The organism is Erythrobacter sp. JB1-4 (genome assembly GCF_057365025.1).
In genome coordinates this window covers 691,817-715,603 of sequence record NZ_CP200292.1, presented here as the reverse complement: position 1 = coordinate 715,603, position 23,787 = coordinate 691,817, and the positions used below count along the sequence as shown (strand labels likewise).

The window sequence follows — 23,787 nt, the reverse complement described above, 5'->3', positions numbered from 1 at the left end:
ACATCCCACCCCGCTGCGACTAAGCCTCGCCTTCGGCTTGGCAAGTCTCGCTCCCCTCCCGCTTGCGGGAGGGGTTGGGGGTGGGTCAAGCCTTCTCTTGCGGCTCCACCACTGCCGGTTCAACAATACAGAGCACCGCTTCGACCTGCACCTGCCCGCCTTGGGACGCCTCAAGCCCGGTCACCGTCCCATCAAAGGGTGCGGTGAGCGCATGCTCCATCTTCATCGCCTCCAAGACCATCAGCCGTTGCCCAGCGGTGACGTGGTCGCCTTCGGCCACGTCCACAGCGATGACCTTGCCCGGCATGGGGGCGAGGATAGCGCCGTCGGCTGCGGAGGCAGCTCCTGCGAAGCCATCTACTGGTGTGAGAGCCACAATCTCAACCATACCTCTGTCATTAATTAGAACCCGCGCATCATCGATTGGATAAAAGCCGACATGTGGACGGGGTGTGTCGAGATTAAGGCTTGCCAGTTTTGCTTCGTTTCCAACGAAAACGCAGGCTTGTTCAGCTCTCGGCAAATTTGCTCTGAAGCCAACGGTGCCCTCTTGAAGCTCCCAATGCTTTTCATATGGATCAGAGTCGTTGAATCTCTCCATGATGTAATAGAGTGCGTGCCCAATGTAGTCGTCTGAGATCGGCTCGCCGAGCAGGCTATCACCAAGATCGGCTATGAGAGCGGTGTCTAGCTCTGCATTTCGGAACGGCGCGCAGTCGAGGCATTGATAAAGAAATGCCAGATTCGTCGAAACCGGGTAAACTATGGTCGATGAAATCAGGCTCAGAAGACTACCGATCGCGGCGTTTCTGCCCTCTCCATGCACTACCAGTTTTGCGATCATCGGGTCGTAGTGCGGGCTGACCTCGTCGCCCTCTTCAACGCCTGTTTCGATGCGCTGGCCGCCTCCTCGGAAATATTTGGCATCAAACGACAAGTGCTCCAACCGCCCCGTGCTCGGCAAAAACCCTTTCGCCGGGTCCTCGGCATAGAGCCGTGCTTCAATCGCCCAACCGTTGATGGAGAGCTCTTCCTGCTTCATCGGGATCGGCTCGCCGCTGGCCACGCGCAATTGCCATTCGACCAAGTCCACGCCGGTGATCTCTTCGGTGACGGGGTGTTCGACCTGGAGCCTAGTGTTCATCTCCATAAAGAAGATGCGGTCAGCCCGGAGCCCTTCGCTGGCATCAGCGATGAATTCGATTGTCCCTGCGCCCTCATAGTCTACCGCTTTGGCAGCGCGCACGGCGGCTTGGCAGATTTCCTCGCGGGTGGCCTCGTCCATGCCCGGCGCAGGGGCCTCTTCGATCACCTTCTGGTGGCGGCGCTGGAGCGAGCAATCGCGCTCGAACAGGTGGACGACATTGCCGTGGCTATCGCCGAAGACCTGCACCTCGATATGGCGAGGTGAAGTGATCCACTTCTCCAGCAGCACTTGCGTGTTGCCAAAGCTCGCCTTGGCCTCGCGCTGGCAGCTTTCAAGCGCGCTCGCGAAATCAGCAGGGTCATCAACCTTGCGCATCCCCTTGCCGCCGCCGCCTGCAACGGCCTTGATCAGCACGGGATAGCCGATTCTCTCGGCCTCAGCGGTGAGCCGCTCCAGTGATTGGTCTTCGCCAAGATACCCCGGCGTCACAGGCACGCCTGCGGCAATCATGCGCTCTTTGGCGGCATCCTTAAGGCCCATCGCCTCAATGCTCTCAGGCTTTGGTCCCACCCAGATGAGCCCCGCCTCAATCACGGCACGCGCGAAGTCTGCGTTCTCAGAAAGAAAGCCATAGCCCGGATGGATCGCCTCCGCGCCCGTTTCCTTGGCAGCGGCGATGATCTTTTCGCCCACAAGATAACTTTCAGCCGCAGGCGAAGGGCCAATATGCACCGCCTCATTGGCAGAGCGCGTGTGCAGAGCCTTCGCATCCGCATCGGAATAGACCGCGACGGTCGCAATGCCCATTTCGCGCGCGGTGCGCATAATCCGGCAGGCAATCTCGCCCCGGTTGGCGATGAGAAGTTTCTTGATCATAGCGCAGGGGCCTCTTCGCAAGGCTCAATGATGTGGCTGTATGTGATGTGGGAAATTTTCCATGTGCCGTCGGCTTGAACGAGGGTGAAGATGTCGACGCCGCAATGGCTGCGTGTTCCATCGACAAAAAGCGAGAAATCGGCCCAGACCATCGCAACCGGCCCGTCGACCATGACGTTCTTAATCGCAATCGGCTCTTTGAGGTCAGCAGGCGCACCTGCAATGCGGGCGGCCAAGTCGGCCAGTGGTACGCTGCGGACTACATCGCCGTCTTCTTGAGGGCGCACAAGGACGACTTGCGCGTCGGGTGTGATGACAGAGGTCATGCTTGCCTCGTCACCCCGATCGAAAGCATCGGTGAAGCTGCGCACAGCAGAAATAGCGCCTTGCGCGGGCTCAGCAGTCGCTTGCGCAGACGCGGGCGTGGCGGCGACGAGCGCGGCTAAGAATGTCAGAAGTCCTCTCATGGAGAAAAGGACTAGCGCAACTTTATTACAATGGAAACCACCGGCCGCATTCGTCATCCTGAACTTGTTTCAGGATAACTCTTTCGCGGTGCGCCAAGGCTTGAGCGTTATCCCGGATCAAGTCCGGGATGACGTTTCTTCATCAAGCAGGCCGAAAATCCTTGATGCCCCATGTGATCTCACCGTCGGGGTGCTTCTCGCGGTTGATCGCAGCGGAGAGAAATGCGCGCATGCCGTAAGCCGCTTTTTCCCAGCGGGGCACGAAGGTGCGGCTGTTCCATGCCTCGGTGCCCCTTGTCCGCACCTTGCGCCCAATCGCGCCGTAAATGCGGGCGGCGGCGAGCACGGCCCAGCGGCTGCGAAAAGGTAGGCGTTCTGCGCCCACTCGCGCGGCGGCTTCGTGTTTTTCGACAAGGGCCACAAGGCGCGCGGCCATTTCGGCGAGCTCTTCGCGGTGGTGGGGTTTGGTGTGTTGGCCGGGCTCTATGTCTTGCTCAACCAGCCAGTTGATGGGGAGGTAGCAGCGGCCAGCGGCGTCATCCTCAACGATATCGCGGGCGATGTTGGAGAGCTGGAAGGCGAGCCCCAAATCATTCGCGCGGTCGAGTGTGTCTTGGTCCTTAGGGTCAACGCCCATGACGACCGCCATCATTACGCCGACGGCGCCCGCCACGTGGTAGCAATAGCGCATCATATCGGCCTCTGAACGCGGTCTCCAATCATCGGCGTCGAGTGCGAAGCCGGCGATAACGTCCTCAGCCATAGCCGGGGTAAGCCCGCATTCCTCGGCCACCACGCCCAGCGCGTCGAAGGCCGGGTCGCCGGTGGGTTTGCCCTCGAATGCTAGGGCCGTGAGACGGCGGATGTGGGCCAAGCGTTCGTTCAAATCGGATTGGTCGCCAAGTTCGCCGCCGAGAACTTGGTTGTCGGCGATGTCATCGCATTGACGGCACCAGGCATAGAGCAACCACGCGCGCTCGCGGGTCTCGCTGTCGAAGAGCTGCGAGGCGGCAGAGAAGCTTTGCGAGCCGTGTTTGATCGTGGCTCTGGCATGGGCGACCAATTGGCTGCGGGTTTCTGCGTCGACACTCATCACAGCAGCCTTATAGATCGTCCGCTTTCATCTGGAAGATGGGTTTGTGCGGGACGTAGCTGTCCATTTTGTCGATGAGATCGCCGATAGTCTCAGCGTGGACGAGGATGCCGGAGTGCACCGGTCGTACAAAGCCTACATCCGCCATTTTCTGATTGAAAGCGATCAGTTCGTCGTAAAAGCCAAAGGCGTTGAGGAGTCCCACAGGGTCCGAGTGATAGCCAAGCTGTGCCCAGCTCATCGCCTCCCAAAGCTCATCCATAGTGCCAACGCCGCCGGGCAGGGTGACGAAGCCATCGGAGAGGTCGGTGAAGCGTTGTTTGCGCTCGTGCATGCCCGAGACCGTGTAGAGCTGCGTGCAATCGTGATTGGCAACCTCGGAGTTGGCGAGCGCCTCTGGGATGACCCCGATAACTTCGCCGCCAGCCTCGAGAGCACCCTTCGCGACAGCGCCCATAAGGCCAAGGCGTCCTCCGCCGTAGACGGTGCCAATGCCTCGCTCGCCAAGCGTTTTGCCCACGTCATAGGCAAGCTCGACATAGCGCGGGTCTTCGGGTGTGGCGGAGCCGCAGTAGACAGCTAGGCGTTTCATAGGTCCTCCCCAGAATGGGGAGGGGGACCAAGCACAGCTTGGTGGAGGGGCACATTCGTCAAGGCGCGAACTCGATCATCACAAATCACGACAATACGCCTAACCACTGACGCCAAATCTTCAAGCACGAGTTCGGCTGGAATGCGCGTGGTCGCAATTCCTCGCGAGCGGAGGAAATAAGAACGCGCCCGATCCCTCGCAACCGCTGTTGCGCCATCATGCGCGCGTCCATCGACCTCGATTGCAAGCCTCGCCTTCGCGCAGAAGAAATCGAGCACATAGCGGCCTGCGGGATGCTGGCGTCGGAATTTGTGGCGTCCGGGGCGTTTGCGAAGGGCTTGCCATAACAGAACTTCGGGCAGCGTCATTTCGCGGCGTAGCATTCTCGCCCGTTTAACCGTCTGCTGTGGTCCTGTGATCATCGGGTGCCCCTTGCGCTTGATTGAGGGTGCCCCTCCACCACTTCGTGGTCCCCCTCCCCGTTAGCGGGGAGGACTTACTTAACCGCCAAATCTTCAAGCATCAGCCCTGCCGTTGCCTTTGCGCTTCCCACAACGCCGGGGATGCCAGCTCCGGGGTGCGTGCCTGCGCCGACGAGGTAGAAATTGTCGATCACATCGTCGCGGTTGTGGCCGCGCATATAGGCGCTTTGCCACAGGACCGGCTCCAGGCTGAACGCGCTGCCCATATGGGCGTTGAGGTCGGCTTGGAAATCCTTAGGCGCGTAGCTGAATTTGGTGACGATCCGGTCGTGGATGTCCGGGATCAGGCGGCGGCCCACTTCGTCGAGGATCGCCTTTTCAAACTTGGGCCCTTCGACGTCCCAATCAATCGGCATTTTGCCCATATGAGCCACGGGAACGAGCGCGTAGAATGTGCTCATGCCCTTTGGTGCCATCGATGGGTCGGTGACGGTTGGGTGGTGGAGGTAGATCGAGAAATCCTGCGGCAGAACGCCGTGCTTGTAGATGTCATCAACCAGACCTTTGTAGCGCGGGCCAAACAGGATTTGGTGGTGCGCAATGCCCGGCCATGTGCCCTCAAGGCCAAAGTGGACGACAAAGAGCGATGGCGAATAGCTTTTGCGGGCAAGTGCCTTCGCTTGCTTCTTACCCCGGTCGGATGCCCCAAGCAGGTCTTTGTAAGAGTGCATGATATCGGCGTTGGACGAAACCGCGTCGAAGCGCTGTTTCCAGCCCGACTTGGTCTCAACCTCGGTCGCTTTGGTGCCCGCTGTGTGCACCTGAACCACGGGGTCGCCGACGCGCATTGTGCCGCCAAGGCGCTCAAAATGACGCACCATGCCTGCGATCAAACGGTTGGTTCCGCCGCGTGCCCACCAGACGCCGCCGTCTTTCTCAAGCTTGTGAATGAGCGCGTAGATCGCAGATGTTTTCATCGGCGAGCCACCGACCAGGAGCGTGTGGAAGCTGAAAGCTTCGCGCAGGCGCTCGTCTTTGATGTAGCTTGAAACCATGTCATAAACGCTGCGCCATGCTTTCTCTTTGACGAGAGCAGGCGCGGCTTTGAGCATGGATTTAAAGTCGAGGAAGGGCACTGTGCCCAGCTTCACATAGCCCTCATCATGGACGCGGGCCGAGTATTCAAGGAAGCGCTGGTAACCGACCACATCGTCAGGGTTCAGCTTGGCGATTTCGGCGGCGAGTTCCTCGTCATCGTTGGAATAGTCGAAGTTCGTACCATCAGGCCAATTGAGGCGGTAGAAGGGGTGAACCTTCATCAGCTCCACATCTTCAGAGATGTCGTGGCCAGTCAGCTCCCACAGCTCTTTAAGGCAGGGCGGGTCGGTGATGACAGTGGGACCAGCATCAAAGGTAAAGCCGTCTTTTTCCCAGAAATATGCACGGCCACCCGGCTTATCGCGCGCTTCGACAACGGTGGTGGCGATGCCGTGCGATTGGAGGCGCAACGCCAAAGCCATGCCGCCAAAGCCGGAGCCGATGACGCAGGCGGTTTTGCCAGCGTATTTCTCAGCGATGACCGGATTGATACCGCGTTCGCCTGTCACGGCTGGAGTAAAATCGAGAGTGGGATCGGCGTTCATGGCCTATTTCTCCGTTTGCAATTCGTCTGCGAGCGTGGCTTGCGCGGCTGCCGTTTCAGACTTGTCCGACTTCAGCGCTGGACCAGACTTAAACATGGCCACCATGGCCGAGTGTATAGCTACGGGGGGCTCACCCCATAGGACGCGGACCTTGTCAAAGAGGCTGGACCGCCCGGCATAGAACCGTTCAATTAACCCCTCGCGAAGCTTGTAAAAGCGTTGAAACACTTTCACGCGCCTCTCGGGTTTGGCCGCGAAAAACAGGAAACGTGCGAGCAGCCGGTAATATCCCACTTTTGCCCAATGCCGCCGCGCCCGGGCGTCAAAAAACGCCGCGAGCTGTTCTCCTGAAAGGTCTGCTTCGGCTGCGATGGCCAAAGCGTTCTCCACCGCCACGCACATGGTGTAGCTGGTGAGAGGATGAGTAAAGCCGCCGCGCGCACCGGCAATCGCAACGCCGGGAATGCGAACCTCGTCCTGATAGGCGGCAAAATCGCCTCCGGTCAGCACCGGCAGGACACCTGCCTCGTGGTGAACGGGAAGCCCATCGGTCCACCCTTGCGCGCGAGCATATTGGTCGATGCGGCCGGACAGAGCATTGCGGTCAAGCAGTGGGTCGTCGGCGTAATAGGTGTCTTCGATAAAGACATCGTGCACGCCCAAGGGAAGCACATAGACGAAGCGGTAAGAGCCGCCATTGCCGTGCGGGGCGAGCTGATCGACGGTCGCGTCCATTATGACGGGGCGCTCAACCCCGTGCGGTTTGTCGAGGCGCATGTGGCGACCAAGAAAGACCTGCCAGCCGCCTTTCAAATGCTTGCTCGGTTTAAAACTGCGGCAGTCGATGACGCTGCGCGCATTGATGCGTTCAGCGCGATTGTACTCACTCGCCGCCAAATCGACCCCGCGCGCATCCAAGCTGACCGCTTTGCGCCCAAGGATTACGGAGCCTTCGGGCAGTTCGCGCACGATCCCTTCATGGAAATCGGGCGAAGCCATGGAGCGGTACGCGGTCTTCAGCTTGCGGCGATACTTGGGAAATTTGACCTCGTAGCCGCTCTCCCAATCGGTTTGGCGAAAGGCGGAAAGCAGCGCGCGGCCTTCTTTGGTGAGGTCGCTGTCAAACCAGCTCCAACGGTGATTGCCGCCAATGGTTCGACCTGCCTCGATCACTCGGATGCGAAATTCGGGCCGGGCACGCTGAAGGGCAAGCGCAATCAATCCGCCTGCCAGGCCGCCGCCTACAATTACGCAATCCACTTGTGAGTCGGTCATCTGCGTAAAAGCCCTAGGACAGTGGCAGTGTGGGAGCAACGTTACAGTGCCGTCCTACTCGCAAAACTTGCGTCTTTTGCGCCTTTGATTCAGAAAGTTGCACATGGCACTCCTGAAACCCAGCCGCCGGACGATCATCGTCTCTATGGCAATCACCGTCGCAACCGTCGGGATATTGCTCGCCATGGGCCGCCCGCCGATTTGCGAGTGCGGCTATGTGAAGCTGTGGCATGGCGACATCAATTCGATGGGCAACTCTCAGCATATCGCCGATTGGTACACGCCCAGCCACATCATCCATGGGCCGATATTCTATGCGCTAGGCTGGCTGCTGTTCGCCAAATGGAAGATCGGCGGGGAGCGCGCGGTTCATTGGGGCCTCCCGCTTGCGGTGCTTTTGGAGGCTGCTTGGGAAGTGCTTGAGAATACGCAGATGGTGATTGACCGGTTCCGTTCGGTGACTGCCAATTGGGGCTATTCGGGGGACAGCGTGCTCAATTCCTTTGCCGATATCGGTTGGATGGCCTTTGGGTTTTACCTCGCCATGCGTCTGCCGGTGAAAGTCACGATAGTGGGAGCGATTGTGCTCGAAGTGCTCGCGGCATGGGTGGTGCGCGATGGGCTGACGCTGACAGTCATTATGCTGCTTTTCCCGATTGACGCGATAGCTGAGTGGCAGGCGGCGGGAGCTGGCGGGGCTTAGGCAGGCTGCGGGGGCTAAGTAACAACCACCTATCGCATTTGGGGAACTGCGCGCGGGGCGAGAGGTTGTGAGGGCATAAACGAAAGTGCCCCTCATGCTATCACGTCAAACCTATCGAAAATTTGCAGCAATTGCTTTTGTGGGAGCACTGGCGAGCCCGCTTGCGGCCAATGAAGGTGAGCCTTCGAATTCTGAAAATGAACAAGGCGGCGAAGAGCAAGAGAACCGCAGACCTCCTCAAGGCGCCGGTGGTCCGCCGCCCGATGTTCCATTCGAAAAGCCCGTTTTTGACGACACATGGGCGACAGTTGGCATCGGCGTAGGCCTTGTGCCCAGCTATTCAGGCTCTGACGACTATCGGTTTTTCCCATTGCCATTGGTTGTGGGCCGGGTCGCTGGTGTCGGGATCAGCCCCAATGGGCCCGGTTTCACGCTCAATTTCCTTTCCGACGGCCCAAGCGGTGGACCACCTGCCAGTCTCCGTTCTGGTCCTCCCTCTGGCCCCCCATCAGGCCCGCCGCCTGTGTCTAATAAGCCGTCGTTTTCTTTCGGCCCCTCAATCCGGTTTCGCAATGACCGCGCCAACCAGATCCAAGACGATGTGGTGGAATTGGCCGAGCCGCTCGATACAGCGCTTGAGGTTGGGCTCAGCGGCGGTGTGAGCTTTCCCAGTGTGTTTAGAACGCGCGACCGGCTCAGCCTTTCTGCAGGGGTCAGCTGGGATATTCTGGGCGCGCATGATGGGATGATCCTTAGCCCAAGCGTTGGATATTTCACGCCTCTTGGCCGCGCGGCCAGCCTGCAACTCAGCGCCAGCGCTGCAATCGTCGATGATAGTTACGCGGACTATTATTACTCGGTCACCCCTGCACAAAGCGCGGCCACGGGTCTTGCGCAGTTCACAGCCGATGGCGGGCTTGAATCGGTTGGGCTCACCGCAATCGGGACCTATGATCTGGATGGCAACGCGCTCAACGGCGGCTTTAGCCTCTACGGTATCGCAGGCTATTCGCGCCTTGTTGGAGATGCGGCGGACACACCATTTACGAGCGTGAGGGGCAGCGCAAACCAGCTGTTTGGCGGTATAGGGGTGGCCTACACCTTTTAAAGTTCGGTCGCTCTTGCCAGACAGCGTTCGCCGCTGCATCAGGTCACTCAAAGACAATTGAGAGGGCTCTGATCCATGAAATTTGCAAAGCATTTGCGCATCTGTCTGGCAGCAATCGCCGCTGGACTTATCGCATCGCCCGCATCAGCAGATACGCTGATCTATGCAGGCAGCGTTATCACCGATGCCGATAGTGAGCCCACGGGTCCCAAAGTGATCGTGGTGGTGGATGGCAAAATCCAGTCCATTTATGATCCCGAAGCGGCACCCGTCGCCGAATGGGAGGCGCGGGGCACGGAGCAGATTGACCTCTCCGACAAAACCGTTCTTCCCGGCCTCATCGACCTTCACACGCACCTGTCTGGCGATCCTTCCGGCGAATTCTGGCGCTCGGCCACCACGCCGCCTGAGTACTCGACCCTGATCGCTGCCAAGAACGCGCGCATCACTGCGCTTGCAGGGTTTACCACCATTCGTGATCTGGGAAGCCGCACCGATCAAGTCACCCAGTCGCTTCGCCAAGCAACCGCAGAGGGCCTTGTGCCCGGCCCCCGTGTTGTGACGGCCGCGCGCACCATCTCCATTGTGGGTGGGCATGGCGATATCAGCGGCTTCACAAAGGACGTGAACGATGTGCTTGCCAGCGGCTTTGCGTGCACCGGACCTGTTCAATGCGCCGAAAAAGTGCGCCAAGCCTCGCAATATGGCGCGGACTTGATCAAGATCACGGCCACCGGCGGCGTGCTGTCTCAGCAAGGGCGCGGGCTTGAGGCGCATTTTACCAACCCTGAGATGGTCGCAATCGTTGAAACCGCAAAGAGCCTTGGCCTTAACGTTGCCGCTCACGCTCACGGCGCACGCGGGATTGAAGCGGCGGCTGCTGCAGGCGTCCAAACCATCGAGCATGGCACTTACATCGATGAAGACGCAGCCCAAGCCATGAAGGATAGCGGGACCTATCTGGTTCCCACTCTCATGGCGTTTGAAGGCATCAAAAAGGGCCTTGGTAAAGGTGTCTACACCCCGATTGTCGAAGAGAAAATCCGCGTCGTCGCCGCCTATGCTGACACCATTGTTGAACGCGCGATTGAATATGGCGTCCCAATTGCCTTTGGCACCGACGCAGGCGTCTTTCCCCACGGCGAGAATGCGGGCGAATTTGCTCTGATGGTGAAGGGTGGCCTCACCAACCGGCAGGCCTTGGCAAGCGCCACGACAGTTGCCGCGGGCGTGCTTGGCCTTGAAGACGAAATCGGTCAGATCAAGGCGGGTTTCTCAGCCGATATCATCGCAGTGAGTGGCAATCCGCTTGAGGATGTGAGCGTGCTTGAGGATGTCGGTTTCGTGATGGTGCGGGGGCGGGTTGTCGAATAGGCGGGGCCTTTAGCGCTTATTATTCAGGTAACCCGCAAGCCTTCAAATGCGCCGTCGTAAAGCTCTCAACAGCGGTGTTGATCTGGGCCGTTAGCGGGGGCGAATATTCCCGGTTGAACATTTGTAGCCCAAGGCTTTGAATTTCGGGCATTAATGCCATGAATTTTGGAAACCATTCTGCTTTGGCAAGTACAGTCCCGAGCGCCGCTAGCTCTTCGGGACCCATCCTTTGCACCAAACGGTCGGTTGTGGCCTTTTGGTCTGCGGCATAGGCCTCTGCTGAAAGCGCAGTGTCTTCGCCGAAATTTTCCGATATCTCCGCAAGCGCGTTTTCCCCGGTCTGGCTCAAAATCGCTTGCGCTAGCAGGTTTTGCCCCTGCTCTGACCCATAGAATTGCGCTGCATTGGCGGCGTCATCCTTAGGAAGACGGGCGCGAAACAGTTTGATCAATTGGCCGCGATACCAAAGATTGTCCTCCAGATGCCCCTCGCGCATCATCGGTCGCATGGTTTTGCCAAGCCCGGTAATATAGCCGGGGCACTCACGCTCCATCTGCGCCATTTCGGGCACTTGCTTCATACCGCTTGAGAAGCTGACCTTCATGTCCTGCTCAAAGCGAAGCAGCGCGATTTTCTCGGACGAGAACGCAAGGGCAAGCGCCTTGTGCGCGTCCTCATCATTTGTGTCTTGGGCAAGAACAGCGCCATGCAAAAATGCAAGAGCTGCGAGGATGAGAATTCTGATCGATGAGAGCATATCGTGCGCCTTTCTGCCGATCTTGGCTTGTGACGCTATTCCACGGCTTGGGCAAGTCCTTCAAACCCGCGCGCAAAGCCTGCTTTAAAGTCCTGCACAATGGTGCCAACGCCGCGTTGATCTTGGACAAGGCCAAGACCCTGGCCCACCCAATAGCTGGAGAGCTCTTGCGCTTTTGTGTTCCCGCTTACCGCTGCTTGATCGAGCGCGCGAAGGACGGGTTCTGTCAAAACACTCATAAGCGGCATGGGGAGGGCGGGAAGGCCTGCTGCCTCCCAGCGCTCATGCCATTCGCTCTTTAATTGGCGTGAGAATTTGCCGGTGCGGTGTTTGGAGCGGATGGTGTCGCGTGAGCCAGCCGCGACCATTTTCTCCCTGAAAACTTGCGTCGTCTCTGCCTCAGGCGAGGCGAGCCACACGCTCCCGCACCATGCGCCAGCCGCCCCCATGGCCATCATGCCTGCCATCTGTTCGCCGGTCATGATGCCACCAGCGGCCAGCACGGGGATATCGGCGCCCACGTCGGCAATCGCGCGCACAACCTCCGGGATCAGCACCACGGTCGACACATCGCCGCAATGCCCGCCGCCTTCGCCGCCTTGGGCAACGATAATGTCAACGCCCGCATCGACTTGCTTGAGCGCATGTTCCTTCGCCCCAACCAGAGCCGCCACGGGGATGCCGTGTTTCTTGCCCGCCGCAATCATTTCAGGGGGAGCCGTGCCAAGCGCATTGGCGATCAGGCGCACCGGGTGGTTGAAGCTCACCTCAAGCAGTTCTTGGCCAAGCGAAGTGTTGGGCTTGTTTGTGCCCCCATATGGCGATTGCGCCTTCTCACCAATCCCGCATTCTTCCATAATCTGAGCGGTGAAATCGTGATATTGGCTCGGGATCTGAGCCATAATTGCATCCATGTTCACCGAATTGTCGACCGCCTGCACCTCGGGGATCAAAACATCGATGCCGTATGGCTTGCCATCGACATGATCATCGATCCAGCAAAGCGCCTGCTCAAGCTCTTCGGGCGTATAGGACACCGCACCCAGCACCCCAAAACCGCCTGCCCGGCTCGCGGCCACCACAACGTCGCGGCAATGGCTAAAGGCGAAAAGCGGGAATTCACATCCCACCATCTCGGTCATTTTAAACGGCATAGTATTCTTATCCCTCCGGGCGTGCAGACAGCTCAGGTTTGCCTAAGCTGCAAAACTGGTCAACAAGGGTGCAAACATGCACCGGGGAGAAGTGCGATGGATGGGACGAATATCTTGACCGACCGCCGCCGGTCGCTTTTGGTGATCAACGGTGTGGGGCTGCTGATTTCGGCGGTCTTTTCGGGTTGGCTCTATTTCTTCTACACGCTGGGTGCGATTGATCTGTGGCCGTTTGTGCAGGATGTCCCGGCCGATATTCCCGGAGACCGGCGTGCGTGGAATATGGCGCACCTTGAAGGCATCACCAACGGCACCATGCTCATCGCGATTGGGGCTGCGGGCGCTTACATCCGGCTGGGCGAGAGGGCGCAAAGCGTATTGTTCTGGTCGTGCTTGGCGTTCGGATGGATGTTTACACTGCCGGCGATTGCGAACGCGTTGTTAGGCACACGCGGGCTGGAATTTGGGGGAGGGCCGTTTCCGGGCGATGTCCTCACCAACAACATTATCTTTGTGTCCGGCTGGCCCGCCATGATCGGCGTGCATGTCGGCTTTGCGCTGCTTCTTTGGGGCGCGTGGCAGCAGTATTCTCACATTAGGAACGCATCATGAGTGATCCGCAAATCCTAGTTCGCCGCATCCCTTTCCGCTTTGACGAAGACATTGATCCAGTGTGGAATTCTGACAAGCCCGAATGGAGCCATATGGTCAACGGCGCATCGCTCACCATGCCATACCTCGAACCGTTCCTGATCAAGACCGTGCGTGAGGCTCTTACCCTTGTCGATGATCCAAAGCTCAAGGCCGAAGTCGAAGGGTTTATGGGGCAGGAAGGCGCGCATTATCGCAATCACCGCCGCTACAACGATATCTTGAAAGCGCACTATCCTGAACTCGCCGAGGTCGAGGCGATGATGGTTCAGGACTACGCCAAGTTCCAGAAACGCAGCCTCAAATGGCGTCTTGCCTACACCGCCGGGTTTGAGACCATGACCATCGGTATCTCTGAGTGGCTGATTGAGAACCGAAAGGCGTTGTTTGCGGGCTCTGATGCCAATGTCGCCAGCCTCGTTCTGTGGCATTTCGTCGAAGAGACCGAGCATAAGAATGTCGCCTATGACCTCTACAAACACCTGTTTGGTAAAGATTACTTTGCACAGCAATGGGGGCTCATTGTGGGCGCTTCGCATGTCGCTTGGATGAGCCGAAAGGCTTATAAATGTATGCTTGAGCGTGATGGCCGTTGGGGCAAACTCTCCAGCAGACTTACGCTTTACGCCATGGTCGGGCGTTTCTTCTGGAACGCAGGGCCTGCAATGCTGCGGGCGCTTATCCCTGGTTATCACCCCAGCAAAGTGGACGACCCCCAATGGGTCCAGCATTGGGCGCAGGCGTACGCGGGGCTTGGTGATGGCGAGATTCCGCTCCTCGATACGAGCAATCCGGAGATCCCTGCGCGCTTTGCCTGAGGCAGGGCGAGATTAGACGACACTTGACGTCGACTACATCTGTAGTCAATGTCTGATGCAGTCCTTCTTGCATCAGGAACGCTTGATTATGCGCAGGCCCATTTTCCCCTCGCTTTTATTGTCACTGCTCGCCCCGGCTTTCGCAGGCTTCCCGGTTGCAGCGCAGGTCGCCGAGCCAGAGATAGAGGCGTCAGACCACAGCGAAAAAATCGCACTGTTCGAAAAGGGACTTCGCCCAACATATGGGGTCAAAGGGGAAGCTGAGACAGTATGGACCCTCGAAGAGCGCATGGCGCACCACAATGTGCCCGGCGTGAGCATCGCAGTGGCGATTGATGGCGAGCTTGTGTGGGCGAAGGCGTACGGTGTCGCGGATAAATCGGACGAGCGCAGTGTTGATACGCAGACGCTGTTCCAAGCCGCCTCGCTCTCCAAACCGGTCGCAAGCCTTGCAGGGTTGGCGCTGGTGCAAGATGGGCTCCTATCGCTGGACGAGCCGGTGAATGCGCAGCTTACCAGTTGGCAGGTGCCCGAAAACGAGTTCACCCGCGCGCAGCCGGTGACACTGCGCCACCTAATGTCGCACCGTGCCGGTACCAATGTGCATGGGTTTAGGGGCTATGCGATCGGAGAGGCGGTCCCAACACTGCCGCAAATCCTTGATGGCGCTGATCCCGCCAACACCGATGCCGTGGTGGTGAGCAAGCTTCCCGGAGAGGCCTATCGTTATTCGGGTGGCGGTTTCACGATCCTGCAACTCGCAATCGAGGACGCCATCGGGCAACCCTTTGCCGATGTGGTCGAGGGCCGCTTGTTCACCCCTTCCGGCATGAAGCGCAGCAATTTCGATTACCCTGCCAAAGATCCCAATATCGCCATTGGCCATAGGGGCGATGACGCGGCTTCGATGCAGGGCGCAATGCTCGCCTATCCAGAGCTCGCGGCCGCTGGCATGTGGACCACGCCGAGCGAGCTTGTGAAGCTGGGCTCCTTGGTCGCAAAGGCGCGCGCGTCGGGCAATTTTATCCTTGAAGAGGGTCTAGCCCGCCAGTTGGTGCCAGACAGCGCCGAGGCGCACGGCCTTGGGTTTGGCCTGAATAATGCGGGCGACGGCGTGGCCTTTGTCCATAGCGGCCACAACCCCGGCTACAGCGCGCGCTGGATCAATTATGCCGATGGCCGGGCGAGCGTTGCGATCCTCACCAATTCTGACAGCGGCGGCGCGCTTATCCGTGAAATGCTCAGCGGCCTAGGCCATGTCTATGGCTGGAGGCAGGACGCCTATGAAGAGCGGGCGCTTGCAGATTTGAGCAAGGGCGAGCTGGGCGCAATCGCTGGCGAATATGTCTTTGGCGAAGGCGATCAAAATGCCGCCGTCACCATTTCGAACGAAGGTGGGGACTTGTGGCTCGACGGAGTGATCCTTGATCGCACCCGTATTTACCCCCGCTCGCCTGAGCATTTGTTCGTGAGCCAAGGCCTCAATTTCGAACTTGAACGCGGCGAAAATGGCGAAGTCAAAGCGCTGAGCGTCGAGGGCGAAATCCGCCTTTTGAAACGTTAGCCGCGTTTCTCGATCTTCACCGGCAGCTGAGCAATACCGCGAAGGAACGGGCTTGAAAGCCGCGTCGGAGCCTCTTGCGGCACCACGCGCCAGCCGCGCTCGACAATCTCGCTTATCAGAGTGCCGATCTGAATCTCAGCAAGCCGCGCGCCCACGCATCGGTGAATACCGTGGCCAAAGCCAAGGTGCCGCCGCGCATTATCGCGCGCCACATCGAACCGGTCCGCATCGGGAAAAAGCGCCTCATCACGGTTGGCCGAGATATACCACATGACCACCTTCTCCCCCTTGGCGATATGCTGCCCGCCAAGCTCGGTATCGCAAGTCGTTGTGCGGCGCATATGGAGCACGGGGGACTGCCAGCGGATAATCTCTTGGGCTGCATTGGGGATGAGCGAGGGGTCTGCGTGCAGAGCGTCCAACTGATCGGGAAACTCATTCAAAGCGAGCACCAGCCCGCTCATTGAATTGCGCGTCGTGTCGTTTCCGCCCACGATCAACAGAGCGATATTCGACAGGCGCTCCATCGGGGTCATATTGCCCATCGCCTCTGAATGGACCATCCGGCTGATAAGGTCATCGGCAGGCTCCTCGCCCCTGCGCGCTTCGAGCAGTTCGTCAAACCGGCCGAGCATCTGCATCATTTGAACCATAAAGGCCTGACGCCATTCATCGTTCATATTCTCCGCCGAAACGCCGCTGGCATAGTCCGACCAGCGCCGCAAATCCTCCATATCCGAAATCGGCATATCAAAGATAATGCAGAGCATCCCAATGGCTTGCGGAATAGAGACCCGCTCTACCCAGTCGAATGTCTCCCCGATCGGAAGCTCATCAAGCAGCTCTTTGCACCGCGCGCGCACTTGCTCGTCGCGGATTTTCATCTGGCTGGGGCTAAAGGCGGGCGCGATGACCTTGCGCTGCTGTGTGTGGGTCGGCGGGTCGGCTGCGATAAAGTTCTGAAGATTGTTCTCAGGCTCAGGGTCAGCGATGACGATATTGCCCAGCTCATGTGAGGAGGAATAGGTCTTGTGATCCAACTCCACCTTGCTCACCAGATCATGCGTCACCACCGACCAATAGGGTCCAAACACGCTTTCCGGGCAGTAGCTCACCGGCATATCGCGGCGAAGCTGAGCGAACACGTTGCGCCAACTGTCATCCACAAAACGCGTCTCATCGCTCACATCAAAGGGGGCGATGGCTTTGTCGGTGGGGGCCTTACCTGAACTTAGAGTTCTTGCCATGGTGTACGGGTCCTCTCTTATGTCTTGGGGCACAGTGTGCACGCAGGCGGGGGCCCTGTCATCGCACAAAGATGTCATCCCACAAAGATGTCATCCCACAAAGATGTCATCCCACAAAGATCAGCTGAAACTTAGCCCAGCTTTGTAACCGACCTTGCATGGGCACCGAAAAGCAGGGAGAAAGCTTTCAAATAGGGGACGAAATTCCATGGACTTCACATTCAATCGCAACGTCAAATTGACGGCCATCCTGCTGCTTATCGCAGCGGTCACACAGGCCGTTTACACCGCGCTATATGTGGCTGAGGCCGATGTCCCGCGCCAGCTGCTCTGGGGCTCTGAGGCAGCGCTTTTCGTGATGACCGCGTTGTTCGCAGGCACCGCCATGGTTCAGGCAAAAAGCCACCACATTGGCTTTGTCGCAATCGGATTTGCAGCGATCCTTAACATCATCCAAGTGGGCGTAGGCCTCACGCAATTCGGCCCCTTCTTCGAGGCAGCGGGCGCGGTCGAAGGCATGGAGCCTGCCGCAGCATCGGTCGTCGCCTATTCCTTCATGGTCTATAACGCTGCCAAGGCGATGCTGGCGTTTGCCGCGATCATCTTTGGCATGGCGAAATTGGCGCAAGGTGCAAAGGCGATTGGAGGGCTGACCGCTGTTGTTGGCGCGATCGCGTTCGTAACCAACATCCTCTCAATGGCCATGGGCCGCGATTGGTCAGGCGAGTTGCCGCTTGCAGGTGGTTCGGGCGTGCTGGCGACGATCCTACTGGCGGTGTGCTTGTTTGGGATGGCTAAGGATGAGAGTTGAGGCGGTAAACAGCCGCACCCGGCGCTGTATCAATATGCGATAAGCGAAACTTTGCCCTCCCAAAGCAGACATCAGCCGCCCAGCCCAGCCAAGCTCAGCCCAGCATCCACAGGGAATTTGACGTGCAGGCAGCAAAGCCGAAAGCCCGGGCATAGTTGCCGGCTTAAATAACAAGGTGCCACGCGCATTCTTGTTACATTCTAGTGGTGCTCGTGCGTTTCACTGTCTAACACTCAGGCTGCTGTAACTGGCAGGGGGTGGGGTTTGGACCAGTCAGTCCAAAACAATATTGGCGTTAATCTTGCGGAGACGGCAGACTTCTCGCTTAGTGAGGCGATTGTTTGTCCTGCCAGATGTGAAATCCGGCACAAGGAACACGCGTTCCGGGTCCAACCTCGTGTGATGCAAGTCTTGGTTTTGCTCCACTCATTGAAGGGCAAGGTCGCCACAAAAGAGGAATTGATCCTCCACTGTTGGGACGGTGCAGCCATCAGTGATGACGCGATCACGCGCATAATCTCACAGCTCAGAAAGCTCTCCAAGGACCTTGCCAAGGAGGCAGGCAGAGACATTTTTTCAATACGGACCGTCCCCAAGGTCGGCTACGCGTTGGATGCAATCTTGGATGAGGCGGGCGACACGGGTAAATCGGGCCCGGATCAATCGGGCCATTCAACAGATCAGCAGCACACTGATAGCGGCACTGCACAAGAGGCGAGCGCGTTTAAAGGTTTCCCCTCAAAGGTTTTGCTCGGAGCCATCGCGCTCACAATTGTGATTGCTGGCGCTTTGCTGTGGTCCTCGGGGGCATTGTTCCAAAGCAGTCAAGCTAAGCCTGCCGAAGCCGTCGGTCTTGCTATCTTGCCAATTGAAGTAATCGATGCCCCCGATGAGGATGGTCAGCGGTTGGGAGGCGGGATTGCGGCCACTATGAACGCCAATCTCAACGGTCTTTCCGGTCTTGGCCTTGCTTCTGATCGTTCGGTTGCAAGTCTCGTCCAGATGGGACTTGACCCTTCTCAGATCGCAGACCGGTTGGACATCAAGCACGTGGTCGAAGGCAATTTGCGCTACAGCGGCGACGATGTTGTGATGACCATGGCATTGGTCGAAGCGGCCACCTCGCGCAAAATCTGGAGCAGCACGCGGCGCGGCAAAAGGCGCTTTACCTATCTGCTGGTCAACAACTTCTCATCCGAGCTGGCCGCGGTTCTGAACTCAAGGTTCGGCATTGGCGGCCTCGCATTTGAAGGGGCGGGGATAGACGATCCGGAAGCCTCCGAGGCGTATTTACGCGGAATGCAGTATTTCGCTGGCAGGAGCATGGCTGATAATCGGCAAAACGCCTATCTCGAGTTGACGCAGGTTGTCCGGCTTGAGCCTGATTTTGCGCCCGCCCATGCCGCCTTGGCGATTGTGGCGCAGTCCAATCGGTTGCTTGCTGGGTCCTTCGCTGAACAAAAAACCGTCGCAGAAAACTCGGCCAAGCGTGCGCTTGAGCTTGCTCCTGATAATCTCCTCGCACGGGTTGCCAAACAGTCGCTCTCTTTGCGCTATGGCGGCGATGTTGAGGCCTCTATCGAAGCGTTGCAGGCAATCGTTAGCGACCATCCCGATTATGCTCTGGGCCAATACACGCTTGGCACAATGCTCGCCGAAGTGGGAGAGCACGAGCATGCCTTGACCCATTACCGCCAAGCTTTGCGGATTGATCCGGTTGATTTTGAATTCAAGAATATGCGCTCGCATTCCCTGCTTGCGACAGGTGACTATTTTGAGCTTCGCCGGCTTGCGTCGAGCTGTTCGGGCTGCGCCTATGAAATGTTCTGGTGGGACCGTGGATTGATGTGGCTGACCAACGATACGATGTATGAAGTCGACCGGAAGCTGCTGGTCGAACGCGGTGAGGATATGGGGTTTCCCGATCCCGGCGGCATATATTCGGCAGTTCGTGCAGCGGTTCGAGAACGGCGGACACTGCCCGAGGGGTGGGACGATCTTTATATCACCACCGATGTGAACGCCATTCCCTTCATAGCGGCGAGCGGGGACTATGAACTGGCGCTAGAAAGGCTTGAGACGTACCCTTTCGACAGGCCCACTGCTGGCGTGGTGATGTATATCCTTGATACCGATGATAAGCTGTGGCCTAAAAAAGTGCGCGCAGACCCTCGCTACCATGCCTTTTTCAATCGTCCCGGACTAAAGAGCGTGATCGAGGTCCGCCGGGCACGCGGGCATGTGCAAAACCTCCCGATATCTCCAATAAAGCCCTATGAGGCACCTTGAATGCGCGGATAATCTGCTATGTTGCCGGTGCATCGTTCCGTATTTTCGGATGCATAGAAAACTGATTTTAAGAGACATTCTTTCAAGTCACAAAAAGATCAGACTTTAATCAGACCCCGATCAGGACAGATCGACCAAGCGAAATTAGCCAAGGCCTCCTCAACCAACAAATGGGGGCAATACATGACCTACGGTTCAATCAAACTTCGTTCCACGATGCTACTGAGTGCAGGCATCGTATCCTTGTCGATCACAGCGCCAGCGATGGCACAATCCAACGATAGCACCGTTACGCAAACGGGCGATGATAACGCTGCGACCGTTACGCAAATCGGTACAGGCAACGCATCAGACGTCACTCAGTCAGGCACGGTGGGCATCGTCTTTATCGATCAGGATGGGACGAACAACTCATCGACCATCACGCAATCAACAGTCGCAACCGATCCTGCAATCTTTGCCGGTATCGATGTCATCCAAACAGGCGCGGACAATGTATCGATTGCTGAACAAACGGGCACGCATGATGACTTTTCCATGCCAACGTCCTTGAACGGCAATCGCATTCCAGCGGCGTCTCCAACCCTTGTCGTCAATCAAGCGGGCGTGGGTAACAGCTCGTTCGTGTCGCAAGGCGGCATTGATCCCACCACGGCAGTGCTTCAGGTGGGTGACGAAAACCAATCCACAGTCATCCAGGCTGGCGAAAATTCGGGACCTGCGATTTTTCAGTTCGGTAACAACAACACAGGTCTTGCCGTCTCCACGGTGAACAATGAAGCGCTGAATGCAGGCTTCATCCAGCAGACCGGCAACAACAATGATGCGGTCTTCCTGCGCGATGGTTCAACCGGCGACCTTACGGGAACGGCTGCGGATGGAGGTTTCTTCATCGTGCCGCTCGATATCCAGCAGATCGGTGACTTCAACTCGGTAAATGCCACTCAATCGGGCAATGACGATATGGCGTTCATCACGCAGATCGGCAATGAAAACAGCTCGATCACCGTGCAGACGGCGGGCGGCGAGGGCAACACGCTGACGGTGGTTCAAGAGGGGCTAAACGGTCAGTCCACGATCACCCAATCGGGCACCACCAACACAGCGTTTTTGACGCAAGGGGGCGAAGACAACATCTCGACGATGTTCCAGGACGGGCTTTCAAACCTTGCAACAGTCACTCAGGGCGGATTTGGCGATGTGTCCAGCGTTACCCAGACGGGCAGCAATAACGTTGCGACAGTAAGCCAAAACGTAGCCCCCTAATCGCATTCTCATAGAGTGCGTTGGGAAGCCGGGGAGGTGCAATTGCGCCTTCCCGGTTTTTTTGGTGACGGTGTCCGCGTCGATCCCATTCGCGGAGAGTTTTTAGCCCATCTGCATCCATCAAAAGTTGGCGCAAAGCGGCATTTCAATACCGGGCACGGCCTCTTGTTTTGCCAAACCGCCAGTGGCTCATCCCTCGAGGAAAGGTGCAAGCAAAGGCGAGAACTGCACCTGATCGCTATGGACTAACGCTTGCATGAGGCGTAACACCTCCCCCATCCCCGGGGAGCGTAGCTATTGCGCTGAGAGGGACGATTAAGCACCGTCCGACCCGTTGAACCTGAACCTGTTAACACAGGCGGAGGGAGCGGGCTTGGCTTGGACCACACGCTCGCATTCCGCCTTTAGGAGCGAGCAAACATGGCCGACATCAATTCACCCGTAGAGATTGGCGTAACCACCGGACCCATTCGTGGCAGCCGCAAGGTCTATGTCGGTGCGCGCACGGGCTCTGGCATTCGCGTCGCTATGCGTGAGATCGACCTTGAGGGCGATGAGCCATCGGTGCGCGTCTACGACACCAGCGGCCCCTACACCGACACAGAGGCCAATATCGACATTAACGCGGGGCTTCCGGGCCTTCGCTCCGATTGGATCAACGCACGCGGCGATGTCGAGGAATATGACGCGCGCGAGGTAAAGCCAGAGGATAACGGCCAGCTCGGCCCCGACCGCTCAGGCGGCGTCCCGCAATTCCCCAATGTTGTGAAGCGGCCTCTCAGAGCAAAAGCTGGCCACAACGTCAGCCAAATGCACTACGCCCGCAAAGGCATCATCACCCCGGAGATGGAATATGTCGCCGAGCGCGAGAACCTTGGCCGCGAACTTGCCGCTGATTTTAAGCGTGATGGCGAAAGCTGGGGCGCGGAGATCCCCGATGTGATCACGCCGGAATTTGTGCGGGACGAAGTGGCACGTGGCCGCGCGATCATCCCCAACAACATCAACCACCCGGAATCAGAGCCCATGGCAATCGGGCGCAATTTCCTTGTGAAGATCAACGCCAATATCGGCAATTCCGCCGTGGCCTCTGACGTCGCGACCGAAGTCGACAAGATGGTCTGGGCCACCCGCTGGGGCGCGGACACTATTATGGACCTCTCCACCGGTCGCAACATCCACGACACCCGCGAATGGATCATCCGTAACTCTGCCGTGCCGGTGGGAACCGTGCCGATTTACCAAGCGCTAGAAAAAGTGGGCGGGGTTGCCGAAGACCTCACCTGGGAGATTTTCCGCGACACTCTCATCGAACAGGCCGAGCAAGGCGTCGACTATTTCACCATCCACGCAGGCGTGCGCCTCGCCTATGTGCCCATGGCCGCAAAGCGCGTTACCGGCATCGTCTCACGCGGCGGATCGATCATGGCGAAATGGTGCCTCGCGCACCACAAAGAGAGCTTCCTCTACGAGCATTTCGACGACATCACCGAAATCATGAAAGCCTATGACATCGCCTATTCGCTGGGCGATGGCCTGCGTCCGGGCTCCATCGCGGATGCCAATGACGAGGCGCAATTCTCCGAACTCTACACATTGGGAGAGCTCACCCACCGCGCGTGGGAGCAGGACGTTCAGGTCATGATCGAGGGGCCGGGCCACGTCCCCATGCACAAGATCAAAGAGAATATGGAAAAGCAGCTGCAAGTCTGCGGTGAGGCGCCTTTCTACACCTTGGGCCCGCTCGTCACCGACATTGCGCCCGGGTATGACCACATCACCAGCGGCATAGGCGCGGCCCAAATCGGTTGGTACGGCACCGCCATGCTTTGCTACGTGACGCCCAAAGAGCACTTAGGGCTACCTGACCGCGACGACGTAAAAGTGGGCGTGGTGACCTACAAACTCGCCGCCCACGCAGCCGACATCGCCAAGGGCCACCCGGCGGCAAAAGTGCGCGACGATGCCTTGTCAAAAGCGCGCTTCGAGTTCCGCTGGCGCGACCAGTTTAACCTGTCCCTCGACCCCGAAACGGCCGAGGAATTCCACGACCAAACGCTCCCCGCCGAGGGCGCAAAGACCGCCCACTTCTGCTCCATGTGCGGTCCCAAGTTCTGCTCGATGCAGATCAGCCAAGAGGTCCGCGATTTCGCCGCCAAGCAAAACGAAAGCCCCGAAAGCTTCCTTGCCGCCGAGAAACTGGGCGCAGAAACCGCCGAGGCCAGCAGACAGGCCGCGATCAAGGGGATGGAGGAGATGTCCAAGCTCTATGACGAGAAAGGCCGCGAGCTGTATTTGCCGGAGGATGCGGCGGAGTAAGGGACGCTACCAACCCATCCACTCTGTTCATGCGAGCAAGAACCCGTTCGCCCTGAGCCTGTCGAAGGGCACGCACTGCGCTTGCCAATCGTACTTCGACAAGCTCAGCACGAACGGGGCTGGGGTTGAACGAACTTGAAGAGGTCAGCGATAAATACCCGATGGCGGGGATTTGTATGTGAAGATGGTGGAGTAGATTGCTTATTCACAG

20 protein-coding genes and 1 riboswitch are annotated in these 23,787 nt (G+C 58.1%); of the genes, 10 read left to right on the top strand and 10 right to left on the bottom strand.

Going from position 1 to position 23,787, the window contains the following annotated elements:
- Positions 1 to 85: 85 nt before the first annotated feature.
- The 7 genes from AC0V61_RS03260 to crtY form a co-directional block, all read right to left on the bottom strand.
- Entirely contained in the window at positions 86 to 2,023 is a 1,938-nt protein-coding gene (locus AC0V61_RS03260; protein ID WP_486155846.1) for an acetyl/propionyl/methylcrotonyl-CoA carboxylase subunit alpha, read from the bottom strand.
- Positions 2,020 to 2,490, bottom strand: coding sequence for a nuclear transport factor 2 family protein (locus AC0V61_RS03255; protein ID WP_486155845.1), 471 nt, complete (start codon positions 2,488 to 2,490; stop codon positions 2,020 to 2,022). The genes AC0V61_RS03260 and AC0V61_RS03255 overlap by 4 nt, the downstream gene beginning before the upstream one ends.
- A 142-nt stretch (positions 2,491 to 2,632) precedes the next feature.
- Positions 2,633 to 3,583 (bottom strand): phytoene/squalene synthase family protein, encoded by a 951-nt coding sequence (locus tag AC0V61_RS03250; protein WP_486155844.1) that lies wholly within the window; start codon positions 3,581 to 3,583, stop codon positions 2,633 to 2,635.
- A 10-nt stretch (positions 3,584 to 3,593) separates the two neighbouring features.
- On the bottom strand, positions 3,594 to 4,175 hold the full coding sequence (locus tag AC0V61_RS03245) for an LOG family protein (protein ID WP_486155843.1): 582 nt from the start codon (positions 4,173 to 4,175) through the stop codon (positions 3,594 to 3,596).
- Positions 4,172 to 4,597, bottom strand: a complete 426-nt coding sequence (locus AC0V61_RS03240; RefSeq protein WP_486155842.1) for an endonuclease domain-containing protein — start codon at positions 4,595 to 4,597, stop codon at positions 4,172 to 4,174. Before AC0V61_RS03240 ends, AC0V61_RS03245 begins: the two co-directional genes overlap by 4 nt.
- Positions 4,598 to 4,671: 74 nt before the next feature.
- Positions 4,672 to 6,240: a phytoene desaturase gene (locus AC0V61_RS03235; protein WP_486155841.1), complete on the bottom strand. Its 1,569-nt coding sequence runs from the start codon at positions 6,238 to 6,240 to the stop codon at positions 4,672 to 4,674.
- 3 nt (positions 6,241 to 6,243) lie between these two features.
- Positions 6,244 to 7,515, bottom strand: a complete 1,272-nt coding sequence (crtY, locus tag AC0V61_RS03230; protein WP_486155840.1) for a lycopene beta-cyclase CrtY — start codon at positions 7,513 to 7,515, stop codon at positions 6,244 to 6,246.
- A 103-nt stretch (positions 7,516 to 7,618) separates the two neighbouring features.
- Between crtY and AC0V61_RS03225 the strand changes: the two genes are divergently transcribed.
- From AC0V61_RS03225 to AC0V61_RS03215, 3 genes are all read left to right on the top strand, one after another.
- Positions 7,619 to 8,218 carry a DUF2585 family protein gene (locus AC0V61_RS03225; protein WP_486155839.1) on the top strand — a complete coding sequence of 200 codons (600 nt, stop codon included), beginning with the start codon at positions 7,619 to 7,621 and terminating at the stop codon, positions 8,216 to 8,218.
- A 94-nt stretch (positions 8,219 to 8,312) separates the two neighbouring features.
- The gene (locus tag AC0V61_RS03220; protein WP_486155838.1) at positions 8,313 to 9,326 is read left to right on the top strand and encodes a MipA/OmpV family protein; all 1,014 of its coding nucleotides are present in this window, start codon (positions 8,313 to 8,315) and stop codon (positions 9,324 to 9,326) included.
- A gap of 75 nt (positions 9,327 to 9,401) precedes the next feature.
- Complete coding sequence (locus AC0V61_RS03215) at positions 9,402 to 10,700, top strand: metal-dependent hydrolase family protein (protein WP_486155837.1); 1,299 nt, start codon at positions 9,402 to 9,404, stop codon at positions 10,698 to 10,700.
- Between the two features lie 19 nt (positions 10,701 to 10,719).
- On the opposite strand, the gene AC0V61_RS03210 is transcribed toward AC0V61_RS03215, so the two are convergent.
- Both AC0V61_RS03210 and AC0V61_RS03205 read right to left on the bottom strand, forming a co-directional pair.
- Positions 10,720 to 11,457, bottom strand: a complete 738-nt coding sequence (locus AC0V61_RS03210) for a hypothetical protein (RefSeq protein WP_486155836.1) — start codon at positions 11,455 to 11,457, stop codon at positions 10,720 to 10,722.
- A gap of 35 nt (positions 11,458 to 11,492) precedes the next feature.
- Positions 11,493 to 12,599 carry an NAD(P)H-dependent flavin oxidoreductase gene (locus AC0V61_RS03205; RefSeq protein WP_486155835.1) on the bottom strand — a complete coding sequence of 369 codons (1,107 nt, stop codon included), beginning with the start codon at positions 12,597 to 12,599 and terminating at the stop codon, positions 11,493 to 11,495.
- A gap of 108 nt (positions 12,600 to 12,707) precedes the next feature.
- On the opposite strand from AC0V61_RS03205, the gene AC0V61_RS03200 reads away from it, so the two are divergent.
- The 3 genes from AC0V61_RS03200 to AC0V61_RS03190 all read left to right on the top strand — a co-directional run bounded on the left by AC0V61_RS03200 (position 12,708) and on the right by AC0V61_RS03190 (position 15,644).
- Positions 12,708 to 13,223: a styrene oxide isomerase gene (locus AC0V61_RS03200; RefSeq protein ID WP_486155834.1), complete on the top strand. Its 516-nt coding sequence runs from the start codon at positions 12,708 to 12,710 to the stop codon at positions 13,221 to 13,223.
- A complete protein-coding gene (locus AC0V61_RS03195; RefSeq protein ID WP_486155833.1) occupies positions 13,220 to 14,080 on the top strand; it encodes a metal-dependent hydrolase in 861 nt (286 codons plus the stop codon). The genes AC0V61_RS03200 and AC0V61_RS03195 overlap by 4 nt, the downstream gene beginning before the upstream one ends.
- 88 nt (positions 14,081 to 14,168) lie before the next feature.
- A complete protein-coding gene (locus AC0V61_RS03190) occupies positions 14,169 to 15,644 on the top strand; it encodes a serine hydrolase domain-containing protein (RefSeq protein ID WP_486155832.1) in 1,476 nt (491 codons plus the stop codon).
- On the opposite strand, the gene AC0V61_RS03185 is transcribed toward AC0V61_RS03190, so the two are convergent.
- Positions 15,641 to 16,891: a cytochrome P450 gene (locus tag AC0V61_RS03185; RefSeq protein WP_486155831.1), complete on the bottom strand. Its 1,251-nt coding sequence runs from the start codon at positions 16,889 to 16,891 to the stop codon at positions 15,641 to 15,643. The genes AC0V61_RS03190 and AC0V61_RS03185 overlap by 4 nt on opposite strands.
- A 208-nt stretch (positions 16,892 to 17,099) precedes the next feature.
- Here AC0V61_RS03185 and AC0V61_RS03180 point away from each other — a divergent pair, with 208 nt between their 5' ends.
- The 4 genes from AC0V61_RS03180 (at position 17,100) to thiC (ending at position 23,576) form a co-directional block, all read left to right on the top strand.
- Positions 17,100 to 17,702, top strand: coding sequence for a thiamine biosynthesis protein ThiC (locus tag AC0V61_RS03180; protein ID WP_486155830.1), 603 nt, complete (start codon positions 17,100 to 17,102; stop codon positions 17,700 to 17,702).
- 264 nt (positions 17,703 to 17,966) lie between these two features.
- The gene (locus AC0V61_RS03175) at positions 17,967 to 19,991 is read left to right on the top strand and encodes a winged helix-turn-helix domain-containing protein (RefSeq protein WP_486155829.1); all 2,025 of its coding nucleotides are present in this window, start codon (positions 17,967 to 17,969) and stop codon (positions 19,989 to 19,991) included.
- 183 nt (positions 19,992 to 20,174) lie between these two features.
- Positions 20,175 to 21,257, top strand: coding sequence for a hypothetical protein (locus AC0V61_RS03170; RefSeq protein WP_486155828.1), 1,083 nt, complete (start codon positions 20,175 to 20,177; stop codon positions 21,255 to 21,257).
- A gap of 272 nt (positions 21,258 to 21,529) precedes the next feature.
- Positions 21,530 to 21,641, top strand: a riboswitch (TPP riboswitch).
- A gap of 36 nt (positions 21,642 to 21,677) precedes the next feature.
- On the top strand, positions 21,678 to 23,576 hold the full coding sequence (gene thiC, locus AC0V61_RS03165; RefSeq protein WP_486155827.1) for a phosphomethylpyrimidine synthase ThiC: 1,899 nt from the start codon (positions 21,678 to 21,680) through the stop codon (positions 23,574 to 23,576).
- Positions 23,577 to 23,787: the final 211 nt, after the last annotated feature.